Annotated in this window: 11 protein-coding genes; 9 read left to right on the forward strand and 2 right to left on the reverse strand. The window is 47.3% G+C overall.

Features of this window, described 5'->3' with window-relative positions:
* The first annotated feature begins 101 nt into the window (after positions 1-101).
* The 4 genes from FKV70_RS11325 (at position 102) to FKV70_RS11340 (ending at position 4,738) form a co-directional block, all read left to right on the forward strand.
* The gene (locus FKV70_RS11325; protein ID WP_142612895.1) at positions 102-2,654 is read left to right on the forward strand and encodes a beta-mannosidase; all 2,553 of its coding nucleotides are present in this window, start codon (positions 102-104) and stop codon (positions 2,652-2,654) included.
* A 440-nt stretch (positions 2,655-3,094) separates the two neighbouring features.
* Positions 3,095-3,805 carry a DUF1361 domain-containing protein gene (locus FKV70_RS11330; protein ID WP_142612896.1) on the forward strand — a complete coding sequence of 237 codons (711 nt, stop codon included), beginning with the start codon at positions 3,095-3,097 and terminating at the stop codon, positions 3,803-3,805.
* A 70-nt stretch (positions 3,806-3,875) separates the two neighbouring features.
* Positions 3,876-4,079 (forward strand): YwbE family protein, encoded by a 204-nt coding sequence (locus tag FKV70_RS11335; protein WP_142612897.1) that lies wholly within the window; start codon positions 3,876-3,878, stop codon positions 4,077-4,079.
* A gap of 26 nt (positions 4,080-4,105) precedes the next feature.
* The gene (locus FKV70_RS11340) at positions 4,106-4,738 is read left to right on the forward strand and encodes a DUF2238 domain-containing protein (RefSeq protein WP_142612898.1); all 633 of its coding nucleotides are present in this window, start codon (positions 4,106-4,108) and stop codon (positions 4,736-4,738) included.
* A gap of 55 nt (positions 4,739-4,793) precedes the next feature.
* Here the strand turns inward: FKV70_RS11340 and FKV70_RS11345 are convergent, their stop codons facing one another.
* Positions 4,794-5,963 (reverse strand): glycosyltransferase family 4 protein, encoded by a 1,170-nt coding sequence (locus tag FKV70_RS11345; protein ID WP_142612899.1) that lies wholly within the window; start codon positions 5,961-5,963, stop codon positions 4,794-4,796.
* 363 nt (positions 5,964-6,326) lie between these two features.
* Here FKV70_RS11345 and FKV70_RS11355 point away from each other — a divergent pair, with 363 nt between their 5' ends.
* The 5 genes from FKV70_RS11355 (at position 6,327) to FKV70_RS11375 (ending at position 13,154) form a co-directional block, all read left to right on the forward strand.
* On the forward strand, positions 6,327-7,358 hold the full coding sequence (locus tag FKV70_RS11355) for an FUSC family protein (protein WP_196771827.1): 1,032 nt from the start codon (positions 6,327-6,329) through the stop codon (positions 7,356-7,358).
* A gap of 360 nt (positions 7,359-7,718) precedes the next feature.
* The gene (gene helD / locus FKV70_RS11360) at positions 7,719-10,079 is read left to right on the forward strand and encodes an RNA polymerase recycling motor HelD (RefSeq protein WP_244310714.1); all 2,361 of its coding nucleotides are present in this window, start codon (positions 7,719-7,721) and stop codon (positions 10,077-10,079) included.
* Positions 10,080-10,183: 104 nt separating this feature from the next.
* A complete protein-coding gene (locus tag FKV70_RS11365) occupies positions 10,184-12,025 on the forward strand; it encodes an adenine deaminase (protein WP_142612902.1) in 1,842 nt (613 codons plus the stop codon).
* Positions 12,026-12,149: 124 nt separating this feature from the next.
* Positions 12,150-12,731, forward strand: coding sequence for a Crp/Fnr family transcriptional regulator (locus FKV70_RS11370; RefSeq protein ID WP_142613103.1), 582 nt, complete (start codon positions 12,150-12,152; stop codon positions 12,729-12,731).
* An 81-nt stretch (positions 12,732-12,812) separates the two neighbouring features.
* Positions 12,813-13,154, forward strand: coding sequence for a darcynin family protein (locus FKV70_RS11375; RefSeq protein WP_142612903.1), 342 nt, complete (start codon positions 12,813-12,815; stop codon positions 13,152-13,154).
* Between the two features lie 133 nt (positions 13,155-13,287).
* Here the strand turns inward: FKV70_RS11375 and FKV70_RS11380 are convergent, their stop codons facing one another.
* Positions 13,288-14,136, reverse strand: coding sequence for a copper amine oxidase N-terminal domain-containing protein (locus tag FKV70_RS11380; protein ID WP_142612904.1), 849 nt, complete (start codon positions 14,134-14,136; stop codon positions 13,288-13,290).
* Positions 14,137-14,321 lie beyond the last annotated feature (185 nt).

Consider the following 14,321-nt stretch of genomic DNA (forward strand, 5'->3'; position numbering starts at 1 on the left):
CCAAAAAAACAATTGACTAATTTGTTAGCTTGATGTTATTTTTGTTATGTTAATGAATGATCCAGATGTTCCCAATCATCCTTATAGGGAGGCTTGCGACGATGATTAATGTGATAGGATTGGATGGCTGGAGGTTTAGGGCAGCACAAAGTGATGAGTGGCTCAGTGCGAAAGTCCCGGGCTGTGTGCATACTGATCTTTTGCGACATGGCAAAATTCCTGATCCTTTTATCGGTATGAACGAGATGGAGGTACAGTGGATTGACAAGCAGGATTGGATATACGCAGCCTATTTTGAGATAGATGCCAATCAGTTCCAATGTCAGTGTGTTGAATTGGTGCTGGAAGGTTTAGACACATACGCAGATGTGAAAGTGAATGATCAGGCTGTCTTGTCGGCCGATAATATGTTTCGGATTTGGAGACAGGATGTAAAGGCATTTGTTCAGCAAGGAAAAAATCGACTTGAAATCCGTTTTCGTTCTCCGATTATTGAAGATGTACCCAAGCTGGAAAGGTTGGGCTATGGACTTCCCGCACCGAATGATCAGTCCGAAATAGGTGGTTTGTCTGATAAAAAGGTAAGCGTTTTCGCTCGTAAGGCTCCCTATCACTATGGTTGGGATTGGGGACCACGGCTGGTGACGAGCGGTATATGGAGAGAAGTTCGGATTGAAGCTTGGTCTGGTCTGAACGTGAGAGATTTATTTATTCGACAGGATAAAGTGAGTACCGAGAGGGCTGAACTCACGGCAGTGGTAGAGATTGAAAATGCAGCTGAGGTTAGAGATGCCGAGTTGTGTATTTCTGCTGACGGCAGGGTGTGGTCCAAACCCGTTCGTCTGCGGAAGGGAAAGCAAACAGTGGAGCTGGGGCTAGTGATGAAGGAGCCGAAGCTGTGGTGGTGCCGTGGACTGGGGGACCCGCATCAGTATAGGTTTGCAGCTAAATTGAAGGAGCAAGCACAGGGAACTGTAATTGCGGAAAAATCAGTGAAAACGGGGCTGCGATCGATTCGCCTAATACGTGAGCGGGATACGGCAGGGGAGAGCTTCTATTTTGAGCTGAATGGAATCCCTGTATTTGCAAAGGGAGCGAACCATATTCCAAATGACAGCTTTGCTGCCGAAGTTACGTTGGAGCGATATCGGCATGAAATTGCCAGTGCGGCCGTCTCACATATGAATATGTTGCGGGTGTGGGGTGGTGGTATTTATGAAGAAGACGTATTTTATGACCTTTGTGATGAATACGGCTTGCTCGTGTGGCAAGATTTTATGTTCGCATGCAGCATGTATCCGGGGGACCAGGCTTTTTTGGACAATGTAGCCCAGGAAGCCGAAGATAACATCAAGCGATTGCGCCGTCATCCTTGCATTGCGTTATGGTGCGGTAATAATGAGATTGATTCCGCATGGGCGCATTATGAAGAGAATGCGGGCTGGGGCTGGAAAAAGGCCTACACGCCTGAGCAGCGGGAGCGCCTATGGGAAGATTATGAAACCCTCTTCCACCGGATTTTACCGGAGGCGGTAAATGCCTGGGCTCCGCAGACGGCATATTGGCCCTCCTCACCGCTAACTGATCTGACCGGAGATCGCAACCAGCATGCTCATCCATCTTCCACAGCCGGAGACATCCATTATTGGGGAGTATGGCATGCGTCTGAGCCGTTTGAAAATTATCACGTACATGTGGGCCGTTTTATGAGTGAGTATGGCTTTCAGTCCTTTCCTGAATACAAGTCTGTTCGCGCTTATGCGGAAGAGAAGGATTTGGAACTGGAGTCTGCGGTGATGCTGGCACATCAGAAGAACGGTTCGGGCAATCGCCTGATTCAAGAATACATGGAACGGTACATGCGGCAACCCAAGGATTTTCCATGTTTTCTGCTCATGAGCCAGGTTTTACAGGCAGAGGCAATGAAAATGGCTATTGAGGCCCATCGTCGCCACAAGCCCTATTGCATGGGGACATTATACTGGCAAATGAATGACTGCTGGCCCGTTGCCTCCTGGTCGAGCATGGACTATTTTGGTCGTTGGAAGGCGTTTCAATATACTGCAAAACGTAGTTTTGCTGATGTGCTGTTGAGTGCAGTGGATACAGAACAGGGAAGTAAGGAGCTGCATCTGGTTAACGATACGCTAGAGCCGATAGCAGGTACGCTGCATCTGACGCTTTTGCATATCCGTAGCAGTCAGGCTATCCGTGAAGAGAACGTTAAGGTAGAACAGCAAGCTGGCGGCGCGGGGATCGTACATGTACTGCCTGCCGATAAATGGCTGAATGGTCTGGACCGTACCGAGCACATGCTGGTCGCACGTCTGATACAGAACGATGAACAGGTGGCCGCCAGCGAAATTTATTTTGCAGCCACAAAAGAGATGGATTTACCACAGGCGAAAATTGAAGTGACAGAGATACAGGGAAGTGAGGGCAGCAGGTTTACGCTTTGTTCGGATGTACTTGCCAGACATGTGTGGCTGAGCGCAGAGCAGGAAGGAATTTTCAGTGACAACCATCTGGACCTGGCCCCTGGTGTTCCCAAAACCGTGGAGTTTCTGGCCTTGCGTAACGGCTCCACCACATTTGAGGCAGCTGCGCCAGGTACATTGACGGTACAATCATTGGTCAATTGGGTACAAGGTTAGAGAACAGTAGAACCTTATCCACGTTGAAGCAGATGATGGACAATGAAAATCCTTTTCAACTGGCTGAAATATTCAAAAAACATACGATTGGTAGAAGGCTTGTAGGGAAATCGGTGAGAAGTGTTTCAGCAGGGGGAAGCTGGATTGCGACATTACCCGGGAAATGCTGCCTAAGATTTAGTCTAATAGATGGTTCTGTTTGATCAGACAGTCTGCATTCGTATGTCGCCTACCTGTAAGTGAAGTCTGAAATATAGTAAGCATCTGTTTTCCGGGGATACGAGGTCAATTCCGGGAGAACAGATGCTTTTTTAATCGTCATGTTATGCAGAGTGGAGCGCTTCCATTGAGCTTGAGGCCATTGTGGTGTACACTGACCAGAACAGGTGTAAATTGGAACGTCAGGAAGGCTGAACAGTTACAAGGAGGAAAAGAAACAGATGTATGCCCGTTTAAGATCGCTAAATTACCCAGTTAAACTTTACATTTTTTTGGCACTGGCCGTATGCTCCGTAATCAGTACTTTGTGGATCATTAACGTGAGACTGCCCTCAGGGGACCGCCCTTATTTTTTTATTTGGTGGAATATGATGCTGGCCTGGATTCCTATGCTGCTGACGCTTCTGCTTGATGTCATTCATTGCTCTTGGAGACGGGGAACGAGGACATTTTTGCTCTGGGTCATAGGGGCAGATTTGATCACAGATTTGCTGCATGTATTTGCTAGGTATCCATTTCTAGGTGAGCATCATTTTTGGGGCAATCCGTACTTTTGGAATCATACATTAGGGATGCTGCTGGTAGCTGTCCTTGGTCTTACAATGGGGTTTGTATCGCTCGAATCCGTACGACAGTTGGTACAGCGTGCACGGGGCGGGATTGTCAGCTGGTTGTTTATGCTGGCGGTACTCCTGCTAAGTAGCCTGGGGATTTATATTGGCCGTTTCTTTCGAGGAAACACATGGGATATTGTTTCTGCACCGTCCCAGTTGTACACACAAGTATCCTCCATATGGGCGGATTCCTTGCAACGCACTCATTTTGTGGAGTTTAGCGGGATGGTATTCGTTATTTTACTCGTTAGCTATATATCCACGATGTGCGTGATTTGGATGGGGAACAGCCGCCGGAACGACCGATATTACTGGTGATTACGATGGGGCTGAGTGGTTGAATATCATCATAAGATAATAATGTAAACACGAAGGAGGAATAGCCACAATGAATGGACAGAATCGATCGGATATTCGCGCTGGTCTTCAGGTGGATATTGTGCTTAAAAAGGATCAGCTTACGGGGAAGCTGACGCGAGGAACGGTGAAGGATATTTTGACCAACTCCCCGCGTCATCCACATGGAATCAAAGTGCGTTTGACAGACGGACAGGTTGGGCGGGTCAAACATATTGTATTGGATAAAGGATAGAGCTTTGGGCTCAGGAGGAATGATGTATGAACCAGACAACGGCATGGTCTAAAAATGATCGCTATCCGCTTGTTTTACTTGTACTGATGGTGCTTGCCCTCGTTTGGTCCTTGATTCGCCCAGCGGATTATTTTACATGGGTACTGGAAGTTCTCCCGGCGGTTTTGGGGGCTGTATTACTGACAACTTTTTACCGACGATTTCGTTTTACCAATCTGGTATACACCCTGATCTGGCTACATGCACTGATCCTGATTGTCGGTGGGCACTACACCTATGCCGAAATGCCGCTGTTTAACTGGATTCGGGATACGTTTGGGCTGGAGCGCAATTATTATGATCGACTTGGGCATTTTGTCCAAGGTTTTGTGCCTGCACTCATTGTTAGGGAAGTACTGCTGCGTAAGACAGCTCTGGGAAGCGGGAGCTGGCTCACTTTTCTAACGGTTAGCGTGTGTCTTGCGATCAGTGCTGGATACGAACTGATTGAGTTTGCTGTAGCCAAAGCAACCGGTACGGCAGCAGAAGCCTTTTTGGGGACACAGGGAGATGTATGGGATACTCAATGGGATATGCTCCTTGCGTTCATCGGTGCCCTGACAGCGGTGATTTTGTTAAGCGGGGTACATAACAAGCTGCTCAAACAGCTAAAAGTGTAGCAGGGTTTCTTTTTTAGACGCTTTTTATTACCGTAGTTTTGAATTTTGTTGAGGATTATATTCGCGTCACCGGTCGACTGTCGAGATGCAGAGTCGCTGCCTCCATGTAGCTGTCCAGCAGCCGCTCAAAAATACGATCCCATGTCTGCTCCAGGCAGTATGCTCTACCGGTTCTGGACAGAAAGTTGCAAAGTGAGGCATCCTCGTACAACAGATGTACAGCTTTGGCAAAGGCAGCGGCGTCCCCAGCTGGACACAGTAACCCCGTTTTCCCATGGATTACATTATCTTTCACCCCGCCTTCATTTGCGCCGATCACGGGTGTGCCGCTGGCCATAGCCTCCAAAACGACATTACCAAAGGTTTCTGTAGTGGAGGGAAATAGAAATACATCGGCTGCAGCGTACAATTCTGCTAATTCCGGTCCTTTCACAAAACCAAGCCAATGGACGGCGTGCTCTGGCACCCCGATGTCTGTTGCAGTTCTGAACTCAAATAATGGGCCGTCTCCTGCAATGACCAGCACAGCGCCTGCGCGGACATCGTCGGGTAACTGGAGATAGGAGTCCAGCAACGTGTCGATCCCCTTTTCCGGTGCAAGTCTGCCAACATACAAAATAACAAATGCGTCTGCGCGAACGCCCCATTTTTCCCATATCGCTTCGCGATTCACTGTGGGCTGGAAGCGGTCGGTATCAATGCCTCTACCCCAGATTTCGAGCTGTCCCATTCCTTTATTGCGCAACAATTCCAGGGTTGACCGGGAGGGGACATACATCCTTTCACAATGTCTATGAAACCAGAGCATGTATTTCCATAGCGCGGGTTCAAGCCAGCGAAGCTTGTAATATTCGAGGTACTTATCAAAGTGGGTGTGATAGGAGGCGACGAGTGGAATATGATGTTTGGCAGCGTAGCTTGTTCCGTACAAGCCCAGGTTAAACGGAGTAGCAACATGAATTAAATGCGGGGAAAAGGCTGACAGGCGCTCGTTAATTTGTTTGGCATTAGGGATCGCGAGTCTGCATTCCCGGTACAATAAAAAGGGAATACTTCGAAATCGCTCCACGCCCGGTCCAGAAGACAGATGATGGTCTGCCTCCGGGGCAAAGACAAGTGTAGATACCCCATGCGTCTCCAAATAGCCAATCCATCGTTCCAGTGTCAGAGCAGCGCCATTGACATCAGGCGTATATGTGTCTGTAAATAATGCCACTCGAAGCATGCCTTCATTCCTCCTCCGCCATTCTCATTTATCCTATGACGTTCCAGGGGAGTCCGCTTGGAGGCTCCGGCTTTTATTGTGTCATGATTTTGTTTACGGGCTTGCCGGGTTTTGTAAAAGTTGCCCATGGGACGGGCCCTTTCAGGTTTATTCCAGTATTTTCTAATCCATAGCATGATGAGTTCTTCCTGTGATGCTGATGCATATAGAGGAATTCTGTTGATATGTATTCTAGCAGGCACTATACATTTCATAATTATTCCTGATCTTTGATGGTTTGGGGTAATAATAAAACATGGACTTTGTCTTGAAATTTCATTATAGTAATTCGGTATGAATAAATTTGAAGGGTAAGCAGGAGGGATGGCTTTGGCTTTTGGAGCACGGGTGTTAAAAACGGGAATCGCAGTGACGCTCGCCCTTTTTCTGAGCACGCTTTTGAACACCCATTCGCCTGTGGGGGCAGCGATAGCCGCTATTTTTGCCATGCAACCGTCGATATATAGGTCGTGGCGTTATTTTCTGGATCAACTCCAAACAAGCACATTAGGTGCGATTATGGCGTTGCTGGGCGGAATGGTATTTTCAAATGAGCCGATTGCGGTCGGATTGGTATGTGTATTGGTACTTATGATATGTCTGAAAATAAACATGGCGGATACGGTGGGATTGACACTTGTGACTGTGGTTTCTGTCATGGAAGCTTCAGGAGACTGGAAATTTGCGGTTACCCGCTTTGCGCTGACTCTGATCGGGATTGTGTCTGCTTTTGTCATCAACATTACCGTTTTTCCTCCCAAACCGAAGAGGCAGTTTAACAACCAGATTCAAAATGTATTTAACAGCATGTCGTTGCTGCTGCGAACTGCCATTTCCGACGAGATTAAGGAGTCTGTCTTTAGAGAGGAAAAAGGAAATTTAGAGGGAGCCATTAAATCACTGTCGGACAAATATCATTTGTTCGAGGAGGAGCAGAAAAAGCTCAAGCGCAACAAGTTTAGCCAGACGAGACAAATGGTCGTATACAAACAAATGCTTGAAAGTTTGCATAAAGGATACGAGGTGTTGGACGCGGTGGAAAGGCACTACTTCCAGTCTTTACGTCCAAAGGGAACAGATGCATTTTTTGACGACCATCTGGAGCGGCTGATTCGTTTCCACGAGCACGCTCTGCTGAAATTTGAAAATAAGCTCAAACCCAATGAGGAAGAAAGTGAATTGTTTGAGCAGGCCAACGGTGAATTTATGAAGCAGGCCATTACACGTTTTGACCATTGTCAGGAGGGAATGCTGCGGCTTTCCATTGTAGCTGCGACGATGTATGACTATGGTCATCAGCTGGAGCGATTGAGCAGACTGGCCGATCATATTCATCCTGTGGAAGAGAGTCGATAGGCCAATTTTGAAAAAAAGAGAGCGACCGCATTCATCAATCCGATGGACGGTCGCTTTTTTATGTAATGAATTTAAGGATATAGGAACAGGCTAATGGAAGGTTGCCAGAAAACACAAAAAAAGCCCGCTGGTTGCGAACAGGGACTGAACTTGCTACAATAGAGGATGCTATGTTTTACATAGTAAAGCCGTGTTGCATAAGTTGTTAACACACTTACTATTATATTATAGCATGCTTCAAAGGAATAGTCAATTTTCACGGATCAGGGGGATGTGAAGAGTATGCCCGGGTCCATAATAGAGCCATAGTTTGTACACAAGGGAGCCCTGCACGGAGCAGGAGGAAACGGAACAGGAGCGATGTCAGTGACTACTGAGCAGCAATGGAATGAGGAACAACGAAGAGTAGAAGATGTGACTACAGTCATTAGCGGCCGAATTCGGAAGCTGGAGACAGAGGTTGGTTCTGTGCGCGGCGATGTCGTCGATATGCGTAAAGACTTCTGGGATGAGGTAACGATCAATTTCAGTGAGGCGGATGATGTGGGCGAGACGTCCACCAGTTTGCGGCAGCAGTCTGAGATTTTGTCTGAACGGGAACGAAGACACAAGCATTCCACTGAGGCGTTAGGCCGTTTGAAAAAGTTGCTGGACTCACCCTATTTTGCACGCATTGATTTTGCAGAGGAAGGGCAGGCTGCGGAGCGTATTTATCTGGGGATTGCCTCGCTGCTGGATAATCAGGATGAGGAATTTCTAATCTACGACTGGCGCGCGCCTATTTCGAATCTGTATTACGATAATATGCCAGGCCCCGCTTCTTATAAGACCCCAGCAGGGGAGATGGAAGGAGAACTGACGCTCAAACGTCAATTCTCGATCCGTGATGGACAGATCCGCTTTATGTTTGATACAGGGGTGACTATTGGAGACGAACTCCTTCAAGCCGTATTAAGCCGGAGCTCGGATGCTCAAATGAAAAGCATTGTCGCTACCATTCAAAAGGAGCAGAATCGCATTATCCGTGATGATCGAAGTCGTATGCTTATTGTTCAGGGGGCAGCGGGAAGCGGTAAAACCTCTGCTGCGCTTCAGAGAGTAGCGTATTTGCTATATAAGTATCGGGATCGCTTGCGTGCGGATCAGGTCGTGTTATTTTCGCCCAACCCCATGTTCAACAGTTATGTTTCGACAGTATTGCCTGAATTGGGTGAGGAAAATATGCTTCAGGCTACGTTTCAGGAATATTTGGAGCGGCGTTTGGGCCGGGAGTTTCAGCTAGAAGATCCATTTGAGCAGCTGGAGTATGTGCTATCTGCATCGTCCCAGCCTGGGTATGAAGCTAGGATGGAAGGTATTCGCTTTAAGTCATCCAAGACGTTTTTGCATGTGATTACAGGCTATAAGGCACACCTAGAACAGGAGGGGATGCATTTTAAACCTGTTCGTTTTCAGGGACGTGAGGTGATTTCAGTCGAGCAAATGGCAGGTAAGTTCTATGAATTCGACTCGGCTGTGCGGCTGGCAAACCGATTGGAACTGCTGCGCGATTGGATGCTCAAAGAGCTGGCTCGCTTTGGCAAGGAAGAATGCGCCGCTCCTTGGGTAGACCAGCAGATGGATCTGATGGAGCCAGAGGATTATCAGCGGGCATATAACCGCATGCGCCGTAAATCCAAGAATAAAGGCGATACCTTCGATGATTTTAAGCGTGAAAGAGAAATATTGGCACGGATGGTAGTCAGTGACCGCTTAAAGCCCCTGCGCAAGTGGATTAAGGCACTTCGCTTCGTAGACACAACTCGCCTATACAGCGAACTGTTTATGAACGAGACCCTATTAAGCCAACTGTCCAATCATGCAGAGCTACCTGTCCACTGGAGTGAAATTAGTCGGCAAACTCTGAAACGCATTCAAGCTGGAGAATTAGCGTATGAGGATGTGACGCCCTTTTTATATTTGCGTGAGCTGATGCTAGGCTTCCGTTCCAATAGCAACATTCGTCATGTGTTTATTGACGAAGCACAGGACTATTCACCATTTCAGCTGGCTTTCTTCAAACGATTATTTCCTCAGGCTAAAATGACGGCACTGGGCGATTTTAATCAGGCCATCTACGCCCATGCTTCGGTGCTTCAGGATGCAGAACCATTGTATGACCTGTATGGAGCAGAACAGACCGAGATGATTTCCCTGACACGCAGCTATCGTTCGACACAGGAGATTGTAGAGTTTACCCGAGGGATGGTAGCAGGAGGGGAGCATATTGTTCCGTTTAACCGTAAGGGGGAGAAGCCGTTAGTCACCGAGGTGAACTCGCGTGAGAAGCTGCATCAACTGATTGCTGGGAAGGTTACCAAATTGCTGGCAGAGGGCTATGAATCCATTGCGGTGATCTGTAAAAATGCTGATGAAAGCGCAGCGACCTACGAAGCACTGGAAGGACAACTGCCAGTAAAGCCAAAATTAATTAAGAAAACAACTCCTGCTTTTGAAAAGGGGATTCACATCATCCCGGCTTATCTGGCGAAAGGTGTGGAGTTTGATGCAGTCCTTATTTATGACGGATCGGCCCAAGAATATCAGCGTGAAAGTGAGCGTAAATTGTTCTACACGGCTTGTACGCGAGCGATGCATTTGCTGCACATATATAGCATAGGGGAAATTACGCCATTTGTAAGCTCACAGAAATCGGACACGTATATCCGTAAAGTGGAATAAAGTGACCGTGTTTTCTAACGGCGGCTGGCATTATTGAGCGTATTCCAGTAACATAAGCAAATAAGCCAAACAGGTTAGAAGCATAAACGGAGGTTACAAACGTAATGGACATGAAGAGAGTATTTCAACGCCCGCCGCTGGCGGACTGTGTACCCGAGTTGATAGCTACAGCTAGAGGGGAGCGCAAGGCATCGCTGGTGATCCGCGGAGGAACGCTGGTCAATGTGGTATCGGGCGAATTGTTACCGGGCATGTCTATTGCTGTGCAAGGTTCTCGTATTGCCTACGTCGGTAGAGACGTTAGCCATACGATTGGAGAAGACACCGTAATTATTGAAGCGGAAGGTCGTTATATGGCACCGGGTCTGCTGGATGGACATTGTCATATTGAAAGTACACAGCTCACCGTGACTGAATTCGCGAAGGCTGTACTGCCGCTGGGTGTGACGGGCGGTTTTTTTGACCCACATGAAATTTCCAATGTGCTGGGTCTAAAAGGGCTTCGCCTGATGCTGGACGAAGCACGCACGACACCGCTGGCTGCTTACATGCAGGTAGCTTCCTGCGTGCCTTCCACAGGCCCGGAGCTGGAAACGACAGGTGCCTCTTTTGGTCCGGCGGAAGTGGCAGAGGCTCTAAGCTGGGGCCCGGATATGATCGGGCTGGGCGAAGTTATGAATTTCCCTGGCGTCGTCTATGGGGACGATGTGATGATCGGGGAAATTCAGGCTACGCTGCGCGCCGGCAAGGTGGCGGATGGCCATTTTACATGGGCATCCGATGATTGGCGGCTGCCAGTCTATGCAGCCGCGGGAATTACGGGCGATCACGAATGTGTCACGCCCGAGGATGTAGCCGAGCGTATCCGGCTCGGCATGTATGCCAAGATGCGGCAAGGCTCCGCATGGCATGATGTGGCCGAGACGATCCGTGCCAGCACGGAAATGGGGCTCGATACGCGCCGCATGATGCTGGTGACGGATGATCGCAGCGCGGAATCCCTGCTCCATGAAGGGCAGATGGACTTCGTGGTGCGTCATGCGATTGCGCAGGGTGTTAAGCCTGTAACGGCCTTTCAGATGGCAACGCTGAATACGGCAGAGCGCTTTGGCGTGGCACGGGACATTGGCTCGATTATTCCCGGTGCGATTGCCGATATTATATTGCTGGATGGCCGCTTGGCCGAAGTGAATGTGACGGCTACCATCGCGGCGGGCCAACTGGTAGCCGAGTACGGACAAATGGTCGCTGATTGGGAAGGCTTTGTTTATCCTGCGGAAGTGATGGACACGGTCCATTTGGGTCGAGAGCTGAGTACCGCTGATTTTCGTATTGCGGCTCCAGTACAGGAGGGGAATGTACCTGTACGAGTAATTCGTGTCACGGAAAATCATGTGGATACGAAGGAAGTACGGATGACCGTTCCGGTGCGTCATGGCGAAGTTGCATCAGATCCTGCACAGGATTTGTGCAAAATCGCTGTTTTCGAGCGACATCATGCCAGTGGCAGCCACGCGGTGGCACTTGTGACAGGCGTAGGGTTCACTGAGCCGGCCGCAATTGCCATGACCGTAGCGCATGATAGCCACAACCTGCTCGTCATCGGCAATGATGATGAGCTCATGACTCAGGCGGCAAAGCAAGCCGTTGCACTACGTGGCGGCGTGGTGGTCGTATCCGCCTCGGGTGAGACGCGCTTCCCGCTTCCGATTGCCGGATTGATGTCCCCAGCTCCGTTTGCAGAGGTGGCTGCGCAGTCCGAAAGCATCAGCCGGGCACTTCAGCAAGCCGGCTGCATGCTGAACAACGCGCTGATGACACTGTCGCTGCTCGCATTGGTCGTTATCCCTGAAATTCGCTTGTCGGATCAGGGACTTGTCGTGATCGGAGCCGACGGTATACGGAAGGTGTCTCTTTTCGTGGAAGAGGATGCTACGGAAGCCTGATAGAACACATCGCTGGGGGTTGTCCTGCAGGTCTACTCAGACCTGAGGGATAACCCCTGTTTTCTTATATAGTCCAGAAGATATCTTTGATTTCACAGCGTTTTGTGGGGGGGGGGGGGAAGTGATGCAATTACATTATCGTTCATTAGAAAAAATGGCTCATCAAGCCTCAATTATAGATCAGGATTGGAACAGGTTTGTAGAGCAAACCCGTGTGAGGCATGTTCAGCAGGGGACATATCTTATTGAAACAGGGGAACCTGTGAAACATGCTTATTTTTGTTCGGAGGGATTATTCCGTTTGTTCTATACTTTGGCAGATGGCAGAGAATATAATGTTGGTTTTTCACCGGAAGATGATTATGTAACCTCTTATGGCGCTATGGTTCAAGGTAAACCATCCACCTTTACGATTGAGGCCATGGAAGATTCGGTTGTTATTGAAATTCCACATCATGTACTGAAGGAGCTTATGGATACAAGCCATATGTGGGAGAGATTCGTGCGTAAAAGCGTAGAAAGACTGTACATTCGCAAAGAGGAACGGGAACGCGAATTGTTATATCTTTCTGCCAGGGAGCGTTATGATGCCTTTCTTCTCAAGTATCCCGGGTTGGACAAACGAGTTGCACAATACCATATAGCTTCTTACATAGGTGTATCTCCCGTTTCACTTAGTCGTTTGCTGCGCAGCGATTTGCATTAACCTATGTTAATGTGGCTTAGCGACAAGCAGCGTACAATAACGATAAATCCATTCAAGTTTCACTAAAAAGGAGATAGGCATATGCGTTATATGATGATTGTATTACTGGAATTCTACCCTTCTTGGTTGGCTCTTCCTCGGGAAGAACGCCGTAAACATGCGGGGGCCTTGCAGGCTCGTATTCAGAAGTACAGCAAACATGTTCAGGTTCGTTTTTTCGATGCAGAAGCACTGCCCGGAAAGGACTATACGGATTTCGTTGTATGTGAAACAGAGGATATGAAGCAATATCACTATATGTGGGAAGAAATTCGTGATTCGGAGCCGTATACCAAGGGATATATGAAGATTAAAGATGTAGTAATGGGGATGGAAAATGCATTTCAGTCCTATGAGTCCGAAATGCTACAGATGGACAAATAACTCCCCGTACCTCTTATTATGTAAAAGTAGGAGTTGAGCTTGTACAGGTTTCAAACAAGGCGAGTTCCCATGCTGTTTTATTCAGCTGGGAATTCGCCTTTTATCTTTTGAAAATGATAATCAGAAAACCAATTTATGCAACTGTATTACTTATAACCTTCAGAAATCCATTATTTGTTGCATTATTAATTAACTGATCAATAGATTTTGCTGCGCTATCGCTAAACAAGTACCACTCATTTTTGGATACGTCATGAATCAAAAACTTGGGATACCCGATTAAAAGTTCGGAAGGAAAGGACTGGATTAAAGAATACACATCAAAACGAGTTAAGCTTTTCCCCTTTTGATCTAAAAAATCGTATTGTGCATTTTTATAATAAGACCCAGGTGTGTCAATAGTGAAGCTCCAAGAATAGTTTTCAGGTGCTTCGACCTTTTCACCTTTGTTTTTTGTGAAAATATTATAAATGGTTTCATTATATGCATTGCCATGAATTTGCTGAACTACGCCGCCCAATATCATATGGTATTCCTGTTGAAGTGCTTTTACTTGAACACCGTTGATGAGCAATGGTTTAGTATCCACCGTCACTGTAAAGTTGCTGTAATTGACATTGCAGCCAAATGCCTCTGCAATAAAACGAAGTGGAACATATGTGCGATTATTTTTCGTATATGGTTTTACATCAAGCGGTATCTTTTTACCGTTTTTCTCCGCTGTGCTTTTGTTTATTGCTAATTTTACTTTCATCTCGCTTTTAACGAGGATCACCTCGGAATCGGACCATTCGACGTTAGCCCCCAAACTTTCGCTCATAACACGTAGAGGCACCATGACGCGCTTATTTTTCATTTCGGGCTTCACATCAGATGTAATCGTTACACCGTCAACTTTGATTTGATTTTGTGCTGCATAAACAGTGGACGATGAAATACATAAAAAGATAGCAAGAAAAGCTCCAAAGAATGCCTTGTTCATAAAAGATTTCTCCTTTTTTGATAAATTTGTTACCTAGTAATTTTCCACCATATTAAGACGCGAATGGATAAAGTTTGTTGCGCTTGCCTGTTTATCAACTTAACGTAACAACCAGTTTGTACTATTTAATTGAATTCCGATATTTACCAACCAAAAAATTCTAATCTTCCTGGGGAATTATGTCG

Source organism: Paenibacillus ottowii (genome assembly GCF_006874425.1).
GTDB lineage: Bacteria > Bacillota > Bacilli > Paenibacillales > Paenibacillaceae > Paenibacillus > Paenibacillus ottowii.